The 21593-nt window shown below is 63.5% G+C and carries 19 protein-coding genes; 6 read left to right on the top strand and 13 right to left on the bottom strand.

Annotated elements, in window-relative coordinates; all coding sequences use genetic code 11:
* Positions 1–99 precede the first annotated feature (99 nt).
* On the top strand, positions 100–525 hold the full coding sequence (locus EEB12_RS08005; RefSeq protein ID WP_007730102.1) for an NUDIX hydrolase: 426 nt from the start codon (positions 100–102) through the stop codon (positions 523–525).
* On the opposite strand, the gene EEB12_RS08000 is transcribed toward EEB12_RS08005, so the two are convergent.
* From EEB12_RS08000 to EEB12_RS07980, 4 genes are read right to left on the bottom strand one after another with little or no spacing between them, the layout of a single operon-like run.
* The gene (locus tag EEB12_RS08000; protein ID WP_258537342.1) at positions 482–1861 is read right to left on the bottom strand and encodes a hypothetical protein; all 1380 of its coding nucleotides are present in this window, start codon (positions 1859–1861) and stop codon (positions 482–484) included. The two genes, EEB12_RS08005 and EEB12_RS08000, sit on opposite strands and share 44 nt — an antisense overlap.
* 48 nt (positions 1862–1909) lie before the next feature.
* On the bottom strand, positions 1910–3322 hold the full coding sequence (locus EEB12_RS07990) for a hypothetical protein (RefSeq protein ID WP_141487600.1): 1413 nt from the start codon (positions 3320–3322) through the stop codon (positions 1910–1912).
* Positions 3323–3335: 13 nt separating this feature from the next.
* The gene (locus EEB12_RS07985) at positions 3336–4748 is read right to left on the bottom strand and encodes a hypothetical protein (protein ID WP_141487599.1); all 1413 of its coding nucleotides are present in this window, start codon (positions 4746–4748) and stop codon (positions 3336–3338) included.
* A 9-nt stretch (positions 4749–4757) separates the two neighbouring features.
* Positions 4758–5393, bottom strand: a complete 636-nt coding sequence (locus tag EEB12_RS07980) for a TetR/AcrR family transcriptional regulator (RefSeq protein ID WP_020968862.1) — start codon at positions 5391–5393, stop codon at positions 4758–4760.
* Positions 5394–5521: 128 nt separating this feature from the next.
* On the opposite strand from EEB12_RS07980, the gene EEB12_RS07975 reads away from it, so the two are divergent.
* From EEB12_RS07975 to EEB12_RS07965, 3 genes are read left to right on the top strand one after another with little or no spacing between them, the layout of a single operon-like run.
* Entirely contained in the window at positions 5522–6790 is a 1269-nt protein-coding gene (locus tag EEB12_RS07975) for a cytochrome P450 (protein WP_019744488.1), read from the top strand.
* 46 nt (positions 6791–6836) lie between these two features.
* Entirely contained in the window at positions 6837–7589 is a 753-nt protein-coding gene (locus EEB12_RS07970; protein ID WP_141487598.1) for an isocitrate lyase/phosphoenolpyruvate mutase family protein, read from the top strand.
* 2 nt (positions 7590–7591) lie between these two features.
* On the top strand, positions 7592–8611 hold the full coding sequence (locus EEB12_RS07965; protein WP_141487597.1) for a DUF2804 domain-containing protein: 1020 nt from the start codon (positions 7592–7594) through the stop codon (positions 8609–8611).
* Between the two features lie 88 nt (positions 8612–8699).
* On the opposite strand, the gene EEB12_RS07960 is transcribed toward EEB12_RS07965, so the two are convergent.
* Complete coding sequence (locus tag EEB12_RS07960; RefSeq protein ID WP_141487596.1) at positions 8700–9938, bottom strand: HNH endonuclease signature motif containing protein; 1239 nt, start codon at positions 9936–9938, stop codon at positions 8700–8702.
* Positions 9939–10210: 272 nt separating this feature from the next.
* Between EEB12_RS07960 and EEB12_RS07955 the strand changes: the two genes are divergently transcribed.
* Positions 10211–11098 carry an aminoglycoside phosphotransferase family protein gene (locus EEB12_RS07955; RefSeq protein WP_187326676.1) on the top strand — a complete coding sequence of 296 codons (888 nt, stop codon included), beginning with the start codon at positions 10211–10213 and terminating at the stop codon, positions 11096–11098.
* Between the two features lie 90 nt (positions 11099–11188).
* On the opposite strand, the gene EEB12_RS07950 is transcribed toward EEB12_RS07955, so the two are convergent.
* From EEB12_RS07950 to EEB12_RS07920, 7 genes are all read right to left on the bottom strand, one after another.
* Complete coding sequence (locus EEB12_RS07950) at positions 11189–12811, bottom strand: amidohydrolase (protein WP_141487594.1); 1623 nt, start codon at positions 12809–12811, stop codon at positions 11189–11191.
* A gap of 9 nt (positions 12812–12820) precedes the next feature.
* Complete coding sequence (locus tag EEB12_RS07945) at positions 12821–14998, bottom strand: AAA family ATPase (RefSeq protein ID WP_141487593.1); 2178 nt, start codon at positions 14996–14998, stop codon at positions 12821–12823.
* 21 nt (positions 14999–15019) lie between these two features.
* Positions 15020–15850 carry a CDP-alcohol phosphatidyltransferase family protein gene (locus tag EEB12_RS07940; protein ID WP_029254795.1) on the bottom strand — a complete coding sequence of 277 codons (831 nt, stop codon included), beginning with the start codon at positions 15848–15850 and terminating at the stop codon, positions 15020–15022.
* Positions 15851–15909: 59 nt separating this feature from the next.
* Positions 15910–16623 (bottom strand): phosphatidylserine decarboxylase, encoded by a 714-nt coding sequence (locus EEB12_RS07935; RefSeq protein ID WP_003941540.1) that lies wholly within the window; start codon positions 16621–16623, stop codon positions 15910–15912.
* Between the two features lie 72 nt (positions 16624–16695).
* Entirely contained in the window at positions 16696–17715 is a 1020-nt protein-coding gene (locus EEB12_RS07930) for a MerR family DNA-binding transcriptional regulator (protein WP_021333984.1), read from the bottom strand.
* Positions 17705–18157: a hypothetical protein gene (locus tag EEB12_RS07925; protein ID WP_019744481.1), complete on the bottom strand. Its 453-nt coding sequence runs from the start codon at positions 18155–18157 to the stop codon at positions 17705–17707. Before EEB12_RS07925 ends, EEB12_RS07930 begins: the two co-directional genes overlap by 11 nt.
* A gap of 34 nt (positions 18158–18191) precedes the next feature.
* Positions 18192–18662 carry an SRPBCC family protein gene (locus EEB12_RS07920; RefSeq protein WP_003941500.1) on the bottom strand — a complete coding sequence of 157 codons (471 nt, stop codon included), beginning with the start codon at positions 18660–18662 and terminating at the stop codon, positions 18192–18194.
* 189 nt (positions 18663–18851) lie between these two features.
* Here EEB12_RS07920 and EEB12_RS07915 point away from each other — a divergent pair, with 189 nt between their 5' ends.
* Entirely contained in the window at positions 18852–20243 is a 1392-nt protein-coding gene (locus tag EEB12_RS07915; protein ID WP_019744479.1) for an amino acid permease, read from the top strand.
* On the opposite strand, the gene EEB12_RS07910 is transcribed toward EEB12_RS07915, so the two are convergent.
* Entirely contained in the window at positions 20215–21468 is a 1254-nt protein-coding gene (locus tag EEB12_RS07910; protein WP_007733715.1) for an NAD(P)/FAD-dependent oxidoreductase, read from the bottom strand. The two genes, EEB12_RS07915 and EEB12_RS07910, sit on opposite strands and share 29 nt — an antisense overlap.
* Between the last annotated feature and the right edge of the window lie 125 nt (positions 21469–21593).

Genomic DNA, 21593 nt, shown 5'->3' with positions numbered 1-21593 from the left:
GTTGTCTTTGCGTACATATTACCGGGCGTGGCAGTTTCGATGTGCAGCGAGTCGATTCGGACATCATCGGCACTCGCTGATACACGTAGGTTGGACGACGTGAATTCGTCGACTCCCACCACGATCATCCGTACCGCCGCCCTTGCGCACATTCGTGACCGCAAGCTGATCCAGACCCGCTCCGTGGGCAAGACCGCGTTCTACATGGCCGGCGGAAAGATCGACCCGGGTGAGACGCCCGAGCAGGCACTGCACCGCGAAATTCGGGAGGAACTCGACGTCGATCTGGTCGACGGGACGGTCACGTTCCTCGACGTCTTCGAGGCTCACGCTTTCGGACATTCCGCGGACACGGGCCTGCACATGAGTTGTTATCTGGCGGAGATGGCCGGAGACCCGCACCCGACCAGCGAGATCGCCGAGTTCCGCTATTTCACGCTCGCCGAGTACGCAGCGATGGACGAGGTGGCGCCGGGATCGCTCAAAGTGTTCCATCGCCTGGCGTCGATGGATCTGATCGACTGATCGGCGGAGGTCCGGATCGATTGACTCGCCCCAAGCGCAGACTTGCATAGGCGCAGACGGCCACGATGATCAGTGCCACGGCGTCGAGTATCAGGATGTCGGTCGAGATTTCGAACGGGCCGACCGTCGTGATGCCGTTGAACGGCTTGTTCTCGTCGAGCGGCGTGTACGCCGTCCATCCGTAGTCGAACTGCGGATAGACGAGCAGGGCCAGCGCCGTCGGGCCGAAGATGACACCGAGTCCGACGAGGGCTCGTGACGCTCCGGTCCGCGGCGGCTCTCGGTACATCGCGCTGGCGATCGCGTAGGTGACGACCGCAGAGGTGAAGGCGACAAGAAGATCGCTGATCGTGAGAACGTCACCGATCTTCGGCGACGGCGACGTGGCGTAGCTGACGATCCCGGCGACCGTCACCGTCAGGAGCAATCCGTAGCCGACGACCCGCGAGGGAGCGATCGCGCCGATTGCTGCCGCGGCGACGATGACGACGCCGATCAACACGGCGGTCGAGGCGGGGGTTTTCGACCATTCCATGGCTTCGGTTGCGGGACGGTTCGCCGAAACCGCCGCCAGAGTTGCGACGGCGGCGGTACACATCAGCAGGATTCGACCGCCGTCGCCCAGCACCCGCGCGCAGATCACCGTGATTACGAGCGCGACGAGTAGAAGGGGTACGGCCGCCGTGACGGTGGTGATCTCGAACCACCAATTTGCCGCGACCCCGAAGAGAGTGAGCACCGCCGCGATAGTCACCGGCCGAACGGCCATCCGTTCCTTGGGGTGGTCCTTGTCGAAATCGTGGAACCAGAACGCGGCGACGCAGGCGGCGGCCAAAGCGAGCGCGAGCAGTGTTGCCCCCAACACCGGTGGTTGAAACTGGTTGGTGTTGTCGGCGATGTAGTCCGCGTACCGCCGAGGAATTGCGTCTTCGTCCAGGAGTGAATCCGAGACATGCACGGCCACAATCGTTCCCGCGACCGAGGCAGCTCGAACCCGGGGAGCGGCAGCAACCGTCACCGCGCCGACAGCGACTCCCGCACCGACGGGCGAGAGTGCCTCGAAGTTGTGATCGTAGAGCCCGGGCAGTTCGAGGAGGAGCCCACCGAAGACCGTCATGGCCGCGGTCCGCAATCGGCAACGGGCCATCATCGCGGCTGTCCCGACCGCGACGACAGCCAAGACGCCGGCGCCGATGGTCGAGATGGACCAGAATCGGTCGCCCGTCGAAATCGACGTCGACTGGCTGTTCACGAACGGTGCCAAAGCGACGACGGTGACGACGAATGCAGTCACACCACTCAGTGCGACGAGCAGCGTCCTGCGGGCGATGGGCACTGCTCCAAAATAGTCAATCCGGTACCAGTTGCACCGCAATAGGAGGTCTCAGTCCGGTGACGGTGTGTCAACGGGGCTGCGGCGGCGGAGCGCGATCCCGGTGGCGACGACGACTACACACATCAGGAGTGCCGCGCCGTCGGAGCGTGGCGGCGCCTCGTACGCGTAGGCAATGGTCGCGGCCTCGGCCCGGAAGGCTGCGTCGGGCTCGCTCGCGTCGACGTAGGCTCGCAATTCAGAGTTGTACTCGACGTACGTCGAGGGCGGATCGTGCCGGACGTACGTTGACGACACTGTCTCGATCTCGTGCTGCCCGATCGACATGAAGACCAGGGCAGTGAAAGGAATCGTCAACCCCAGCGTCGCTGCGACGGGATTCGACGGCAGAACGGATCCGAGCAGCAATCCCGACCCGACGCCCAGCGCGACAATGCGGAGCAGTAGAGCAAGTTCGTGTTCGCCGTCGAAGATCCACTCCGACAACGGGATCGCAGCCAGCAGAGTCAGACCTGCGATCGTGCGATCCCGGTGTCGGGAACGCGACAAGCCGAAGACGACCGCGATGATCGCGAGGGCAGCGATCACCAACGGCGAGGTTCGGTCACCGTCGAGAAAGAAGCGGTCGGTCAGATCCGCGAACACCGTCGTGGCGGCGGCTCCAACAGCGGTTGCAGCCCAAAGGAATCCGCCACTGCCTGAAGTTGTGTCCAGTCTCCTCACACAGAACCAGGTCAGGGTGAGGACGGCGACGGTCGACGCGACCATGACCAGCCAACCCGAAAACGTCGGTGGGTTCTCTTGCCGGTCGACGACCGAACTCAGAATCCGTTGGGTGACGGCGAGGCCGGTGACAACTGCGAGAGCGGCTGCGGCGACGCCCGGTTGGGTTTCACTTATCCGCGATTCGGAGTCGTCTGTCACTGCGCTCGCCACTGCGCAGATCAGGGTCAGCAACAGAAGTGCCCAGGCAGGTTCGCCGATGGACGACGTGCTGACGGGTATCAAATCGCCGGTGGACGATTGCGCGGCCAACCACGTCGACACCACGCCAATGATCAGCAGGTTGCGTCCGAGGCGGCTGTCCCACGATGCGGCGACAGCGCCGCCCAGGATGAGTCCGGCTGCAATGGTTTTGGCGAAACCCAGAACGCTCAGCAGATCAAGACCGACTTCTTCGGCGACGAGGAATCTGATCAGAATCAACACGACGACGCCCGTGTACACAAACGCCCACGCACGCCTGCGAGAACGGCGGTGCTGGAGATACGCGCAGGCCCCTACGGCGACGATGGCACCCACCACGACGCTGGTGGATTGGCTGCTGATCCATTGGTCGATCTTCGACTGCGGTTCGGTAACAGGCCATCTCATTCGCGCTGGGTTCGTCAGCGCCAGGGCGGCAAGGATTCCCGAGAGAAAGGCCGCGAGGGCGCCGGTGCATGACCGGAGGTCGATGGTCATCGGTCTGTCCCGATCAGGCGGTCTCGGTGGGTTCCGATACCTCGACGGGTGGGTGGGATCGTCGAAGGATCGCCGCACCACAGAATCCGATGATCAGGGCGAAGAGGATTGCAGTGCCGACAGTCTGAGCGGTGACGTAGTCGACGGTGATTCCGATGCCGCGTCCGAATAATCCTCCGTCGCCGTGGGGAGAGACCGCATCGATGTCGAGCTGGCCTTGGATGTATATCGACGTCATCATCGGTGGGAAAGAGAGCTGATCGGTGAGAATGGCGATCGACGAGAAGGTCATCGCGGCAAAGGGAATGGCGAGTCCGAGTGTGGCGTCGACCAGGCTGCCGGGAGCAAGGGAACCGAACAGTAAACCGGCGGCGAGGCCCAGCGCGGCGATCTTCAGCGCGATTGACCAGACGCCGTGCGCGGAGTCGAAGGGCAGTAGTTCCGACAGCGGAACCGCAACGAGGACGACGATGGGCACTAGGTTTGGCACCTGCTTGTGCAGCCTCAATCCGACGGCAACCGGCAGGGCCGCGAAAAGCACCAGTACCCAAGGGGACTTCAGGTCTCCCCAGTGGCCGGAACCCTTCGCGATGTCGACGAAGAGCGGGGCCGACGCAGCGGCCAGTGCGGTTGCCGCCCAGAGGAACTTGCCACCAGCACCGGAGGTGTCGCCGAGGCGGTAAGCGGCGATCCACGTCAAGGCGAGCGCAGCGCCTGCCGCCAAAACCATGACGATCCAGGCGGTCGCCTCGGACGCGTATTGCTGGCGGTCGATCACGGCGCCGAGCACTCGATGCCCGATCGCCAGCGCGGTGATCACCACGAGAGCGATGCGGATTTCACCCGAGTCCGGCTTGCGAATCCGGAAGCCGGCTTGCGCGGTCACTGCACAGGCGATTGCTGCTGCGGCCGTGGCGCCGATCAGCCACCACGACGGCTCACCCACCGAAGACGTCGTCATCCTGGCTGTCCCACCAGCGAACGTGCGGATCGCGAGGAAGGTGGCGAGCACGCCGAGGAGTGTCGCGTTCTTCGTGGCAGTGCGGTCCCAACTGACGGCAACCACGCAGCCCAGAATGGTGCCGGCTGCAACACTTTTGACGATGATCAATGCGATCAGCAGGTCCAGTGACGCAACCTCGGGTACGACTGCCCGAACGATCGCGATGACGGCGACGCCGACGGCGATCGCGATCCACGCCGCCCGACGGGACCCGCGACGCTGTGAGATGGCGCAGGCAAGCACGGCGATCACGGCGCCGAGGCCGACAGCAGTCGGTCCGCTGCTGATCCAGCGATCTACTTCCGACGGGGAGGCCACGATGGCCCAGTCGCGAAGAACGGGATTGGTCAGGGCCAGCGCCGCGAGTATCCCGGACAGGAGTGCAGCGACGGTAGTGAGGATCGCTCGAAGGTCGAGTGGCATCGGGCCAACCTATCGCGGCGCCGCAACATCGGTCGTGGGCGGCGTGAGTGCCGGAAACCAGATGTCGGTGAGTACGTCTGCTGCGACGTCCGCACCCGCGGTGATCGCGCCCTGTTCCGCCCACCGAATGAAGAAGCGCTCGATCTGTGTCAGCAGGAGCTCGACCCGGAGTTTCGCCTCGTCGTGTCGGCTCTGCGGCCAGCGTGCCAGGTACGACGGCATCGCGTTGGGCAGTGCGGAGATGCCTTCACGTGCCAGTGTTCGGAATTCGGGTTCGAGGACCATGGCCTCGTCCCACGCCCGCATCATGTGGTGGTGATCGCGGCACCAGTCGAGAGCGCGGTTGATCCAGCCGGCGAATTCTTCGCGCGAACCGGAATCGAGTACGTGGTCGAGATCCTGGAATATCGCGAGCGTGCTGGATACGACCGTGTTCGAGCCGAGGGCCTTGAGTATGTCGATCTTGCCGGGGAAGTGCAGGTAGAAGGTGGCGCGGCTGCAACCGACCCGGCCGGCGATGTCCTCGACGGTGACAGCCGCGTATCCGCGTTCGGTGAAGAGCGCGCCGGCGGCATCCACGAGGTCTGCGCGGGTTCGCTGCTTCTGCTTCTCTCGCAGCGTCAGTCTGCCGGAGGTATCTGTCATTACCGGGATCCTAGTGCCGCGGGGGCTCGCACGGGTCAGTTGCACGAGACTCTCCGTCTTTCACTTGACAGCCCGTTAGTGAAAGCTACTCTGTGGTGTAGCGCACAATCGACCGATCAGAGGACGCCATGACCATCTCGGACACAACTCGCACGCCTGACCTACCGGCCGGATTCGACGTCACCGATCCTGCTGTCCTCGGGGAGCGGATCCCTTTCGAGGAATTCGCCGAACTGCGTCGAAGCGCGCCCGTGTGGTGGTGTGAGCAGCCGCCGACCGTTGGTGGATTCCAGGACGAGGGCTACTGGGTGGTCTCGCGTCACGCTGACGTCAAAGAGGTCAGCCAGCGCAGCGATGTGTTCTCGAGCTGGGAGAACACCGCGATCGCGCGTTTCGCCGACGACATGCCACGTGAGGCCGTCGAGATGCTCCGGCATCTTCTGCTCAACAAGGATGCGCCGGAGCACACCAAGCTCCGCAAGCTGATTTCGAAGCTGTTCACGCCGCGCGCGATCAACGGCATGCGCGACGAATTGGATCGTCGTGCGCGCAGCATCGTCGACACCGCTGTGAGCGAAGGCCCGGGCGACTTCGTGAAGCAGGTCGCCAGCGAGCTGCCGCTCCAGGCGATCGCGGATCTGATCGGTGTACCGCAGGACGATCGGGACAAGCTGTTCAAGTGGTCCAACGAGATGATGGGCTACGACGACCCGGAATACCAGGGTGATCCGGCAGTCGCGTCCACCGAGGTCCTCGGATACGCGTACCAAATGGCAGACGCGCGTCGTACCTGTCCGGCAGATGACATCGTCACCACACTGGTCCAAGCCGACATCGACGGCGACGCTTTGAGCCCGGAGGAGTTCGGGTTCTTCGTGCTCATCCTGGCGGTCGCAGGGAACGAGACCACCCGCAACGCCATCACGCACGGAATGATCGCGTTCCTGGACAACCCCGAGCAGTGGGAGCTGTACAAGAAGGAACGTCCCAAGACGACGGCCGACGAAATCGTCCGGTGGGCGACACCGGTCACCGCCTTCCAGCGCACCGCGCTCGAGGACACCGAGCTGGCAGGAGTGTCGATCAAGAAGGGGCAGCGCGTGGTGATGCTGTACAGCTCCGCGAACTTCGACGAGGACGTGTTCGAGAACCCGATGACGTTCGACATCACTCGTAACCCCAATCCGCACTTGGGCTTCGGCGGAACGGGCGCGCACTTCTGCATCGGTGCCAACCTCGCTCGCATGGAGATCGACTTGATGTTCAACGCGATCGCCGACAACGTCCCGGACATCACCAAGATCGGTGATCCGCGCCGTCTGCGCTCGGGTTGGATCAACGGCATCAAGGAGTTCCAGGTCGATTACAAGAGCACAGGCTGCCCGGTCGCTCACTAGAGTCGGTAGGTGAGAGGTACACCCCACGATCGCGAGGAGCCACCGCATGACTTCGATCAACGACAAGGCAACTGCTCTATTGGCGTTGCACCAGCCAGGTAACCCGGTCATTCTCCCGACGGTCTGGGACGCGTGGTCGGCGAATCTTGCGGTGGCTGCCGGTTTTGCAGCCCTGACGGTGGGCAGCCACCCGGTTTCCGATTCCATCGGCAAGCCGGACAACGAGGGCATCACCTTCGACGAACTTCTGCACCGGATCAAGCAGATCACCGGTGCGGTCGACGCCCCGATCTCGGTGGACATCGAGGGTGGTTACGGGCTCGAGCCGGCAGTTCTCATCGACGGGTTGATCGATGCCGGCGCTGTCGGACTCAACATCGAGGACACCGTCCACAGTGAAGGCGGACGCTTGCGTGAGGCGCAGGAGCACGCAGACTTCGTGGGTGGGCTTCGTCAGGCCGCCGACGCAGCCGGAGTTCACGTTGTCGTCAACGCGCGCACCGACCTGTTCGTGAAGCAGGTCGGTGAAGAGTCCGATCGTGTCGATCGCGCCATCGCACGCCTCAAGCTGGCGGCCGACGCCGGCGCCGACGTTCTTTACCCCGTCGGGCGGCATGACGACGCGACCCAGCGCCGCCTGACGTCCGAACTTCCACTTCCGATCAATGCGATCGGAATCCCGGACCAGGACGATCCGGCAAATTTCGGTCCGCTCGGAGTGGCGCGCGTGAGCTTCGGTCCGTTCTTCCAGATGGCATTGGCCAACCGTGCGAACGAGATCTTGGGACGCTGGAAGTAAGAATGCAGACACTGATGTCGCCCGGCCCGCTTCTCGACGATCGCGGACATTTGGTCGAGACGGGTTGGGCCCCATCGGAAATTCGCAAGTATCGACGCTCTGCGATCACCGCTCCCAAGTTCCGGATCAAGGAGTGGGACTACTACTGCATTCTCACTTCGGATTACGGCATCGCGTTGACCGTCGCCGACAACGGGTACATGGGCTTGTTCGGAGTCTCCTGGCTCGATTTCCGAACACCACACGAGATCACCGAAAACGTGATGCTGCCGTTCCCGATGGGAAGGCTCGGTCTGCCCGAAAGCGCGGACGACGGTGATGTGGTGGTGTCGAAAGGTAAAGCTCGCTTCGAGTTTCGCCACGTGGACGGTGGGCGCCACTTGATTGTCGACTACCCGGCTTTCGACGGTGGACGAGGCCTTCATGCCGATTTGTTCCTGGCGAGTCCTGCCGATGACCGGATGGTGATCGCCACACCGTTTCCGAAGGCGTCCCGATCGTTTTACTACAACCAGAAGATCAACTGCCTGCCCGCTGCCGGGACCGTGCGAATCGGGAGCGACGACTTCACATTTCGCTCGGAAGACTCGTTCGGCGTTCTCGATTGGGGCAGGGGAGTCTGGACTTACGACAACATCTGGTACTGGGGTTCTGCATCCGGACTGGTGAACGGCGAGCGGTTCGGATTCAACACCGGTTACGGCTTCGGCGACACTACGGCGGCCAGCGAGAACATCGTGTTTGTCGGCGGTCGGGCACACAAACTGGACAGGATCGACTTCGGCATCCCGCAGGGAAAGTACGACGGCGCGCCGTGGAACTTCTCGAGCAACGATGGTCGCTTCGAGATGACTTTCGAGCCGATCATCGACCGTGCCGCGACTTTCGATGTCGGGGTGCTGCGTTCGATTCAGCATCAGGTGTTCGGAAAGTTCTCCGGCACAGTAATCCTCGACGACGGTACCTCCGTGGTGGTTCGAGATCTCCTCGGATTTGCCGAGGAGGTTCGGAACCGCTGGTAGGCCGTACGTCTCCGCGAAGATGACGGAACGCAGCATGAGCACCGAGGCATGGTTGTGCCCCGGTGTATGAGTTTTTAGTTGTCGCGGTTCACGCCGCTGTCGGTGGACTGTTCCCGCCGATCGGCTGCTGATACGGATCAACCGACATCGGCGGATAGAACACCGTCTTCCGATCCGGGCCGATCTCGACCCGCCATTCGGTGTGGTGCAGTGTCCGATGGTGATGACCGCACAACAAGATCAGATTGTCGAGATCTGTTGGGCCACCATCGTTCCAGTGAACAATATGATGAGCATCGCACCACCCCGACGGCGTCCCGCACCCCGGAAACGCACACCCACCATCACGAACCGCCAACGCCCGCCGCTGCGGCACCGTTGCTGTTCTCGCTTCCTTGCCGCAGTCGAGCGGAACACCATTCTCGTCCAACAAGATCCGGGTGACGGTGCAGTCACAGGCCAGCATCCGGGCAGTGTCGAGGCTGATCGGACCCACCCAATCCGTCCACGCGAACCCGAGTTCCTCCGTGGACGGCAGCAAGTCCTTCAAGGCCTGCAGATCCGTCATGTCCTTCGCCGATGCGGTGACCGTGATGTGTGGTTTCACTCCGCCTTCGATCGGACCCAACCCCGCCCGCTCATACCGGCGCAACAACTCGCAAAACCCGTCCGCCCGCCGTAATGCCGGAGTACGCGTGTCTTTGACGCCGTCTTTCTCCGGTGTCGGAGCGGACAGGCTCGACAGCAACGTGATCAACCGTGCCCCGTTCAAAGCATCCAGATCACCCTTCACAGTGACCCGCCCGTACAGGCCTTTCGAGGCGTAGAACTCGTTGCGCTCCGAATCTTCCCCGACCGGAACACCATCCTCGCGTTTTCCGTACTGCTTCTCGATTCGGCGGATCGCTGCCCGCACCGCATCACAATCCGCGATGTTCTTCGACGCCAACCCGAGCAGAATCCCGCGGGCCTTGTCCACGTCCGCCAGGGTCATGTTCTTCGGTGGATGCTGACAAAACGACGCCACCTGACGGGCTTTCAACGCATCCACGTCACCCCGGTGAAACGCATCGCCCACAACGGGTTCGAGCATCAACAACCGCGCCAACCCGACCAGCAGACTGCACTCACCGATCTCCAGATTCGTCGAACCATGCAACCACTGCGCGATCGCCCGAAAACCCTTCCCACCGAGAACCTCACGGGAAAACATCTCCACGATCAACAACACCATCCGCGACTGCAACTCGTGCCGGACACGCACCAGATCCAGAACCTCACCCTTGAGGCCCTCACCATCCAGCTGCCACGCTTCCCGACTGTCCATTCCCAAAGTTTAATCGAACAAAGTTTCGAACACAAGACTTGTATCTCGAAAACTGTTCCTATGCAATAATTTTCGACAATTCCGATTTTTGGGACTTTTCGGATGTTCATTCGATCTGCGGCAGTCACGGCGAAGGAGGTCTGGATGTGTCGCAGTCGGTGATGCGGACGGACATTGTCGGCACTGTGCGGCTGCTGTCTTCTTCATGACTTCTTGATCGCCGGAATGTGCGGGAGTGGTTTGCTCATGTCATGCAGATTCGGAAGTTGCACATGGAGGAACCAGACATCGATGTTGCGTTGGTGCGGCGATTGCTCTCGAGTCAGATGCCACAGTGGGCCAATCTGCCGTTGCGCTTGGTCGAGTCGATCGGCACCGACAACGTCATGATCCGAGTAGGCGATTCACTCGTAATCCGTATGCCCCGCACCCCAGGTGCGGCAGAGGGAATCACAAAGGAGCAACAGTTGGTGCCGCATCTGGCTCCACACCTACCGGTCCCCGTGCCCGTTCCGGTAGGTGTGGGTGAGGCGGCCTTCGGATACCCGTGGCAATGGTCGGTGCACCCGTGGGTGCCAGGGCGAAACCCTGTGCCCGGCATGGTCGATGACCACCTGGCCATCCAACTCGCAGACTTCGTGAACAGTCTACGTCGGATCGACACACTCGGATTGCGCCCACAGGGATCGCTGCATTCCTACCGGGCCGATCCGATTGAGCGACGAGATTCAGCGACTCGAGCGAGTATTGCAGCGTGTGGCGACCTGCTGAACGGAGCGCTGACGGAGGCGGCGTGGGAAAAGGCGCGCCACGTCATCGACTACGCAGGCCCAGCGGTGTGGATGCACTCGGATCTGCACCCGGGAAACATCCTGGTGAGCGACCGCAGCCTTTCGGCCGTGATCGATTGGGGTGGACTCGCTCTCGGAGACCCGGCAATCGACTGCCTTATTGCATGGACTCTGCTGACGCCGAGCACTCGGCGTACATTCCGGCTTCGTGTTGACGTGGACGAGGGCACTTGGACGCGTGGCCGCGCATGGGCTCTGTCAATTGCATTGGTTGCCTTGCCGTACTACCGCGACACGAACGAGCAGATCACGGCCTGGGCGAAACATGCGATTGCCCAGGTCATTGACGACATCCGCACTGAACCCTGAGGCCACTTGCGCCGTCTCCGTTCTCGCAACGATCCTTGGAAATCGAGCAGAGAAGGTTTACGGCCTTTGTCCACGGCGTTCGGCGAGCGATCAGCCGATCGCGCTCAGGTCTCCGTACACCGTCCGACCCTCCAGGATGGTGGCGAGCACCGTGATGTCGGCCAGCCTGGTCGGCTCGACGTCGAGGGGATTTGCCGACAGCACAACAAGATCCGCGTAGGCGCCGGGAAAGATGGACCCGATGTGATCTTCGCTGAACAGCTGCCACGCGGCGTTGACCGTATGGGCGCGCACGGCGGCGTCCACGGGGATCCGTTCCTGGGGTGCCACGACGCGGCCGCTGGGCGAAAGCCTGGTGACGGCGTCCTGCATATTCCGTAGCGGATTGGCAGGGGTGACGGGTCCGTCGTTGTGGAAGGTGAACCGCTGTCCGGCTGCGAGTGCAGATCCTGCTGCGGCCCAGACGGATCCGTATTCGGGGCCGAACAGGTCATCCACCAGAACGTCACCCCAGTAGTGCAAGTGGTCGATGAAGATGCTGACCGTGACGCCCAGTTCCGCTGCGCGGGCGAACTGATCCGGACGCATCGCGCCGACGTGTTCGAGACGCAACCGGTGATCGGGCCGCGGATGCTCCTTCAGAAGCTGCTCCCACGCGTCGAGAACCATGGTGATCGCGTCGTCACCGTGGGCGTGGCACGCCATCTGCCACCCTTTGGCGAAGTAGGCGGAACTGATGTCGTGGATCTGTTCGCCGGTGTAGTTGGCGTGCCCGTGCGTGCAGGCGATCCCGAGCGCGCGGGTGGCTTCGGTATCGAGATACGGGAAGCTGGTGGCGATGTTGCCGACCCACGGTGAACCGTCGGACCAGACCTTGATGCCGATCTGGCGCACCAGGTCGTTTCCGTCGCCCGGTGACGCCTCGGTTGTGCGCGCGTCGTTGGACATCTCGTAGAGCCGCAGGCGGGTGGTGAGCAGTCCGGCGTCGGCTATCGCTGCCAGGGCGGGCCGCATCTTGGGGTCGAACGACAATTCGGCGATGGTGGTGATTCCCGCGGCGTTCAGCCGGGCGCATTCGGCCGCCACCAGTGCGGGGAAGTCGTCACCGATGGTGACTGCGTGGCCCGCGACTGCGAATACCGCGGGCATTTCGTACGCGGATCCGTCGAGTGCGCCCGTCGCGTCGTGGCCGTACGATCCGCCGATCGGATCGGGGGTATCGCGGGTGATGCCGGCCTGCACTGCTGCCGCCGTGTTGAAATACGCGACGTGTCCCGAGTTGTGCATGATCACGAGGGGGTACTCCGGCGCTACGGAGTCCAGCCAGTCGATGGTCGGATCGGGTAGGCCCTTCTGCAGCAACGGGTCCCAACCGTTCAAAGAAGCGCCGGCAGCACCTCGCGAACGAACAGTGTCGACGACGGCAGCAACTACGGCATCCGCCTCGGCGATCGTGACAGGCCGAATATCGACGACGTCAGGCCCGAGAACGATGGCTTCTTCCAGGGGGTGACCGTGCGGTTCGATGAACCCCGGCAGAACAGCGGCACCTCCGACGTCGACGACGCGGGTATCCGGCCCCACCAGTTTCTCGACGTCCGTGCGCGCGCCGACGGCCGTGATCCGGCCGCCCGTCACGGCGAGCGCCTGGGCGCGTGGTGATTCCTCGTGCATGGTCACGATGTCGCCGTACAGAACCAGATCAGCAGCCATGGTCAGTCCTTATCGGTTGTCCGCGTACGCCTGTAGGTGTGCCACCTGCTCGGGATCGAGTGAGGGACGTACCTTCTCACGGGCGGTTGCCACGTCCGCGGCCGTCACGTCGGCCGCGTCCATGCTCCGACGCATGGCGGCGAGTGCAGCCTCACGCAGGAGAGCCGAGCAGTCTGCTGCCGAGTATCCCTCGAGATCGACGGCCAGAATGTCCAAATCGACATCTTCGGCGAGCGGTACCGACTTGCCGGAAGCACGCAGAATCGCTTTGCGAGCCTCCGCATCCGGCGGCGGTACGAATACGAGACGTTCGAGTCTGCCGGGGCGCAGGAGAGCCGGGTCGATCAGATCCGGTCGATTGGTGGCGCCCAACACCACGACGTCGCGTAGCGGTTCGACGCCGTCGAGTTCGGTCAGCAACGCGGCTACGACGCGATCTGACACCCCGGAGTCGGAACTTTGACCACGACGCGGGGCAAGGGCGTCGATCTCGTCGAGGAAGATCAGCGAGGGCGCCGAATCGCGTGCGCGCTGGAACAACTCGCGCACGGCCTTTTCGGAGGCGCCGACCCACTTGTCCATCAGCTCCGCACCTTTGACGGCGTGGACGCTGAGGTGACCTGAGCTGGCAAGGGCACGAACGAGATACGTCTTACCGCAGCCGGGAGGGCCGTAGAGGAGCACGCCGCGAGGTGGGTCGACACCGAGGCGCGCGAAGGAGTCGGGGTGCTGCAGCGGCCACAACACCGCTTCGGTGAGGGCCTGTTTGGTTTCGACCATGTCGCCGACGTCGTCGAGGGTGACGCTGCCGATCGACAGTTCTTCGGTACTCGAACGGGACAGTGGCCGAATCACTTCGAGGGCCCCGACAAGATCTTCCTGCGTGATCTCCGGAGAATCACCGGATTTGGACGCCCGCGTCGCCGCTCGCAAGGCAGCTTCACGGCAGAGCGCCGCGAGGTCGGCGACCACGAATCCGGGTGCGCGCGAGGCGATGGCGTCGAGTTCGAGGGTTCCGGTGGGCACGCGGCGGAGCAGGAGTTCGAGCAACGCCTTGCGAGTTGCGCCGTCCGGCAGGGTAAGTGCGAGTTCTCGATCGCAGAGATCCTGGCCGCGAAGGCGCGCGTCGACGGTCTCCGGATGGGCGGAGGTCGCGACGAATGCCACGCCCGGGGTTGCGACGGCGCTGCGCAGTTGTTCGAGGATCAGTGCGGACACCGGTTCCGCGGTGGCCGGAAGCAGAGCGTCGATGTCACTGATCAGCAGTACACCACCGCCGCGCACGGCAGCAACGGCGTCGACGATTCGCTGCAGGCGGGTATTCGCCTCGGTGGCACCGACTCCCGGGCCGTCGATTTCGACCAGTTTGCGCGAGGACAGGACCGAGCGGGCCAACGTGGCTTTGCCCACGCCGGCGGGGCCCGTGATGAGGACGCCGAGGTGCGGGGAGGCGCCGAGCGTACGGAGCAGTTCTGGTTCGTCGAGTGCCAGGCCGAGCCACTCGGTCAGCTTGGCTGCCTGCGCTTGCGCGCCGACAAGGTGATCCAGCGGAACCGACGGCGCAGGCTCGATCGCGACGGCGGCCGGACTGGAAACAAGCGCACTCGGTGTCAGTGTGCCCGCCGAGCCGGAACCCCAGTTGACCGCCGAATTCGGCTGGACGCTGACCGGACCACCGGCAGGCTCGACGGCCGTGACGGTGAGCAGTTCGGATGTCCACGCGACGCCGAAGGTGCGGGAAAGCGCTTGGGTGGCTTCGGAAGTGCTCGTACCCGGACCGAGATCGCGGGGGAGGAGCGAGACCGTGTCGCCGACGCTGACGACCTTGCCCAGAAGGGCTTGTCGCAGAACCGTCGAGCTGATCGAATTTGTCGCCATGGACGAGCCGGTGACGGAGACGGATCGCGCTCCGTACACCGTCACCGGACCGACCACGACGGAAGAGTTCTCGGTCAGGCCGACGTTCGACATGGTGACGTCGTCGAGAAGGATCGTGCCTGCCGGGGTTCCGGTGGGCGCACGGCCCGCGACGGTCGCGGTGCCGCGGGCTCCCATGAGTGCGATGGCATCCCATTCGCGGATGCCCAACGCCGCCAACGCTTCGGGGTGCAAGCGCACTACCCCGCGGCGTAGGTCGGCGGCAGAGGTGTTGAGTCGAACGGTGAGGGCGAGTTCCGGCGAAGTCACCTCTCGAGAGTACGTCGTGGACTAGCGGGGTCGCCGCAATCCGAGACGAGCGGCCGAGCGGCGGCCACCGACGTTGGGTTGACGTCGGATCGCGCGGCGTTCGGAAGGCTTGATGTCCCAGGTTTCGGGACGTGCTGCCACCCACCGCTTCGAGTGCACGGCAAACGGGATGTGCACCAGGTAGATCGCGATGAGAACGATCAGCAGGATGTACGGGTAGGTGATGAGTGCGGCCGCAGCCAACGTCACCAGGACGAGCAGGCCGGCCGCCATGTGCGGCGGCACGGATACCGACTTCATCGCCAGCGTCGGGATGCGGCTGACGATCAGTGCAGCCGAGAAGAGCGTCCACACGATGACGACGAAGTGCGAAGACCACCAGCCGTCACCCCACTGAGCCGTCGCGGCCAGGGGAGTGAGGGCGATGAGTGCGCCGGCCGGAGCCGGAACGCCGACGAAGTACTCACGTGCATACGCGGGGACGTCGTCGTCGTCGAGCAGGGTGTTGAAACGTGCGAGTCGCAACACGATGCTGACCGCGTAGATCAACGCGATGATCCAGCCGATGCTGGTGCCGTCCAGCAAGGTCACGTACAGGACCAGGGCCGGGGCGACGCCGAAGGAGATGGAGTCGGCCAGTGAGTCGAGTTCGGCGCCGATCTTGCTGGTGGCGTCGAGCAGTCGCGCGATGCGGCCGTCGAGTGAATCGAGGACGGCAGCGGCGCCGATCATCGCGAGCGAGGTACCGGGTTGTCCGTCGAGAGCGAATTTGACGGCGGACAGCCCGGCGCACAGCGCCAGGATGGTGATGACGGACGGCAGCAACCGCACAGCCTGGGTGCGTTTGGGCATCTTCGCGCCGGGTTGGGCTGCTCCCGGCTTCTTCACGGCTGACTTCATCTTCGGCGTCTTCACGGCAGTTGCGCGATAACTGTTTCAGCACCGATCGTGCGTTGTCCCGGCTCGACCAGGAGTGTGGTTCCGGCGGGGAAATACGTGTCGACGCGTGAGCCGAAACGGATCAGTCCGTACGTGTCGCCGATCGGCAGGACGTCACCGACACCGGCGTAGCAGACGATGCGGCGCGCGAGCAGTCCCGCGATCTGGACAACCGCAACGTCGTGACCATCGGCGGTTTCGATCAGCATGCTGTTGCGCTCGTTGACCTCGCTGGCGTCGGCGAGATCTGCGGAGAGGAACTTGCCTGCCTGGTGAACGACCTCTTTGACCGTTCCACCGACAGGGCTGCGCTGGACATGCACGTCGAGAACAGACAGGAAGATGCTGACGCGCGGGCGCGGCTCGCTTCCGAGATTGAGCTCGGCGGGCGGAACGGCGTTGTCGACCAACGCCACCTCGCCGTCGGCGGGCGCGACGACGACGCCGATGCGGTTGGGCGGCACCCGGTGCGGGTGACGGAAGAACGTGGCGCATGCGGCGGCGGTGGTCAGACCGGCTCGGCGCACCCACTTACGGTTGCGGCCTAGAGCTGCAACTCCCAGCGGGGCCAGCACGAACGGCAGGCCGGCGGGATGAAGTGGCGGAATCGCATGGCGAACCAGATCGACGATATGTCCGATCCCGGTGGGTTGCGGGGTTCCGGGGGGTGTGGGTCGGCGTGCCACAGGCTCCTCTAACTACTCGGTAGGTCTTCTGCTGGTCGCACTGACAGTACGGGGTGGTAGAGCATCCATAGATTACGTGAACGCCTTCTCTCCTACAGGCTGTAGTGGCATCAAGTACGAGTAGGACCCGACACAGTCGCCGGTGCGTATCGCCAGCGGGAGCGTCGCGCCGCTTACTCGGATCACCAGTTGCCGCCCCGGTTGGGCTGCGGCGGCGTCGCGCAGTCGCTGCCGGTCGACCAGTACGCGGAACCTCTCACGGGGATCCATTCCACCCGGATCCACCCGGGCACCACCGTCTTCGCCGATGCTGACGACGGCTCCGTGTCCGGTGCCGTTGAGCAGGGCGGCAAGTTGGTCGCCGCTCAGTTCGACCGCGTCGTGGTGCTCGCGCAGGATTCGGTGATCGGGGAACTCGCCGTCCTCGATCAGCGGGCTGGACACCTCACCTCCCGGATACGACGCAGTCACCGTGCGCGCGGAGAAAGTCAGCGTCACGACGCCGGCGACATCGCGCAACAATCGCGCGAAGGCCACGGGAACGACAGCGGACACCGTCAGAGCAGAGTGAACTTTCACCTCTGCGACCGCGAGCCGGAACTGATCAGTGGTGACAAACGCAGCGACGCCGTCGTGAATGTCGAGGTGGACGCCGCGAAGTATCGGGAACTCCGATTCCTCGTTCACGGCGAACAGCACGGCGTCGAGTGCGCGTCGTAGATCCCACGAGTCGATGTCCACGCCGCCGGAGGCAGGTAGCGAATCGATCAGCCGGTGAATTCGCCCCAGTTCGGCGCGGGCGTCGGCGAGACCGTCCTCGAGGTTGCGCAGATGGGCGTCCAGGCACGAATGCGGTTCCGGCCCGGTCAGGACGGCCATCATGTCGCGGATCGGAACACCGACGCGTCGCATACCGGCGATCATGCGGGCGTCGCGGAGCTGATCGTCGGTGTACCAGCGGTAACCGGTGTGCGGATCGACGGAATGCGGGACGAGCACGCCTTCCTTGTCGTAGAACCGCAGAGCGCTGATCGGGAGCGCCGACGCCCGGGACATCTCGCCGATCGTCAAGAGGGCGGAACTAGTGGTCACGGATCAATTCTGCCCGCAGTCGCTCGATAGCGCCCCTGATCATCCGGCCGTAACCGTCGTCGGCGAGTGTGCCGACCGACGCCTCGGCCTTCGTCAGATGCTCGACGGCCTCGGTGTCGCGTCCGAGTTTGCGGTAGTCGGCAGCCAGGTTGAGGTGCAGCGATGGATAGAAACCGGCGACCTGCAGCGATGCGTGGTGTTCCTGGGCTCGCGCGTCGGTCAACGAATCGGCAGCGTCGAGGGCGCGCAGGTCCCAGCAGAGCTCCTGAGCCGGATCGTCTTGAACGTCGGCCATGTAGTGCGCGAGGGAGACGATGTGGAGCGCATCGGGGGCGGCGCTGATCTCTTCCCACATCTTCTCGAACGCAGAGCGAGCCCCGGCTCGATCGCCGGAGCTCGCCAATTCTTGTGCCTGCGCTATCTGTGTCATCACCGGATCCATGGAACGGATCCTGATGCCTCGACCAGGTCGAGGGTCAAGCAGAGGTGCGTGCAGCCGCCTCGGCCTCGCTCTTCACACGCTTCAATGTGGCATTCATGCCTTCGACGAGCTCGACCTCGAAGTCGGCGTTTCCGCCCAGGACGGTCTTGACGAGGAACTGCGAGACCTTCGACGTTCCGGTGGGAGCCTCGCGACGCTCGGTCACTTTGGTGCCGGTAGCGGTCGGCTCGAGTTCGTAGGACCAGATCGTGCGGTTCTCCGCGATGCGGAACGCCACCGACTTGTTGGGCTCGAAGCGAACGACCTTCGACGACGTCGGCCAGACCAGCAGGCCCTTGCGGTTGACGTTGATCGTCTTGGCGCCCTCACGCACGGTCCCGCCGATTACCTTCATCACCTTGCACTGGGGGCTCCATTCGCCCATGCGCTGCAGGTCGGCGACGATTGCCCACACGTCCTGCGGTGATGCGTCGATGTCGATGCTTGCTTCGAGGGTGTTGGACACAGTCTCTCCAGTCGAGTTGATGCTACGTAAAGTTACAAACACTTTTGTCGATCGTAAGCGATCCGTCAATGGACCATGTGTGTCAGGTCACTGTACGGCCGTCCAACAGGGTCGTGCGGGAACACGCGCGGTGGTAGCGGACAATGGTTCGCGCACGTATGACGATCCATCCGACTGGAGTACCGAGAAGTGAACAGCGACGCCGCGACGCAGGATGGCCTCAAGCGAGGGCTGACAGCGCGCCATATCCGCTTCATCGCCCTCGGATCAGCCATCGGAACCGGACTGTTCTACGGCAGCGCCGAGGCCATCAAACGAGCCGGCCCGTCGGTGCTCCTGGCCTACCTGATCGGCGGTATCGCGGTCTACCTGGTGTTGCGAGCGCTCGGCGAGATGGCGGTCCGTAACCCGGTTTCCGGTTCGTTCAGCGAGTACGCGAACAAGCACCTCGGACCACTCGCCGGTTTCATGACCGGGTGGACGTACACGTTCGAGATGGTGATCGTGTGCCTCGCCGACGTCACCGCCTTCGGGCTGTACATGCAGTTCTGGTTCCCGGACGTACCGAGATGGATCTGGGTTCTGGCTGTCGTCTTCTTCATCGGCGCGATAAACCTGTTGAGCGTCAAGGTGTTCGGCGAACTGGAATTCTGGTTCACGCTCGTGAAGATCACCGCCATCATCGCGATGATCGCCGGCGGCATCGCGATCATCGTGTTCGGATTCGGCGTTCACGACACCGATGCCGGAATCAGCCACCTCTGGTCGGACGGCGGGTTCTTCGCGACGGGCTTCGGCGGATTCGTCGCGTGTTTCGCGATCGTCATGTTCGCGTTCGGTGGCACCGAGATCATCGGTATCACCGCGGGCGAAGCCGAGGATCCGGCGCAGACCATCAGGAAAGCCGTCAACACGGTCCCGGTGCGCATCATTCTCTTCTACATCTGCACCCTCGCCGTCATCATGGCGATCATTCCGTGGCAGACCATCAACTCCGACAACAGCCCGTTCGTCCAGATCTTCGAGAACCTCGGATTGGGAACGGCCGCATCGATCCTCAACATCGTTGTCATCACCGCGGCCCTGTCCGCCATCAACAGCGACGTTTTCGGTGCGGGTCGCATGATGTTCGGAATGTCGCATGCCGGTCAGGCCCCGCAGGTGATGAAGAGAGTCTCCGCCAACGGTGTTCCGTGGATGACCGTTGTCATCATGACCGGTGCCCTGTTGGTGGGAGTACTGCTCAACTACCTGATCCCGGACCAGGTGTTCCTCGTCATCGCCTCGCTGGCCACCTTTGCCACGATTTTCGTCTGGATCATGATCCTGCTCTCGCAGTTCCGTTCCCGCGCTCAGATGAGTGCAGACGAAACAGCGGCACTGAAGTTTCCAGTGCCGCTGTGGCCGTACGGTCAGATCTTCGCGATCGTGTTCCTGGCTTTTGTCATCGTGTTGCTCGGCGTCATCGCCGATACCCGAGTTGCGCTGCTCGTCGGTGCCGGATGGCTGGTTCTGCTGACGGGCGCGTACTACAAGTGGGTGAAACCGGCTGTCAGCGCAGCGGATCGAAGTGGCGCATGACGGTCGGCGTCTGAGCGCCGGTCATCGAGTCGGCCACCATCTTTCCGGTCAACGGACCCAGGGCGATTCCCCACATCCCGTGACCACCGGCGACGTGCACCCGCGGCGACTTCGTGGCTCCGATCAACGGCAAGCCGTCGGTAGTGCACGGTCGTGATCCCACCCATTCCTCTTCCCGCGCAGTCCAGTCGATGCCGCTGAGCATCGGCTTGGCCGCATCGATGATCGCCTGCACGCGGCGCGGATCCAGCGGCGCGTCAGGGCTGCGGAATTCCATCATTCCGGCCACTCGGAAGCGATCGTGCAACGGAGTGCATGCGACGCGCTGGGTGGGGAAATACACAGGGTTCTTGGGGAGGTGCTCGGGCTTGACACTGAAGCTGTATCCGCGTCCGGCCTGCACCAGTTTGCGCACACCGAACGGTGCTGCGAGCTTGTTCAAGCGGGCACCGCTCGATATGACCACGGCGTCACCGTCGCGTGAATCACCGTGTGCACTGCGAACAGTGACTCCGCCGACCCGATCGTCGATCTGCGTGACGTCGAAACCGCTGACGATTTCTCCACCACGTTCACGAACCGCGTCCGCCAACGAGTTCACGAACAACGGGGGATCGATGAAACGCTGATTACGCAGACGCAAACCGGCTTTCACACCCTGACCGAGTGAAGGCTCGAGCGAGTGAATCGCGTCGTAGTCGAGGAGGTCGAAGTCGACCTCGCCGCCCGCGGCCTCGACGTGATGGAACTCGTCCACCAAAGTCTGTCGGTCCTTCTCGGACGCAAACGCGGCGAGGAAAGGATCGGCCAGGCGGGTCAGCTCTTTGACGCCACCGTCGGCGAGTTCGTCGTACGCGCCCAAGGCTGTTCGGTTGACCTCGGTGTAGACCGACATCGCTTCCTGCCACTTCGACGGCGTGCAGTGGCGCGCGAACCCGACCAGGAACCGAATCAGCTTCAGATCGGTGGTCAGTGGCACGTACACCGGGGACGACGGGCTGAGCATCGCGCGCAAGCCGTATTGGAGCACTGCGGGTTCGGGCAGCGGAAGCGTCAATGCGGGGGCAAGCCAACCGGCGTTGCCCCAGCTCGCGTCGGCTGCGACGCCGTCGCGATCGACGACGGTGACCTCGACTCCACGTTCCTGCAAGAACCAGGCCGTCGACAATCCGACAACACCCGCACCGACCACGACCACACGATCGGGGCTCTGACGAGTTCCCATGACGCACTCCTTCTACAGACTCTGCTCGAACCGAGACGCCGGTCACATCCGGCTCTTCTCTCAAGCATGAATCGCGGGGGCGGCAAAAGGACTGGCCGTTCGGCCATCGTCGGAGCTGCCGCGTT

It is taken from the genome of Rhodococcus sp. WS1 (genome assembly GCF_003797745.1).
Classification (GTDB): Bacteria; Actinomycetota; Actinomycetes; order Mycobacteriales; family Mycobacteriaceae; genus Rhodococcus_F; species Rhodococcus_F erythropolis.
Note: the sequence above shows the minus strand (reverse complement) of the source record. Positions and strands in the feature narration are given on the sequence as shown.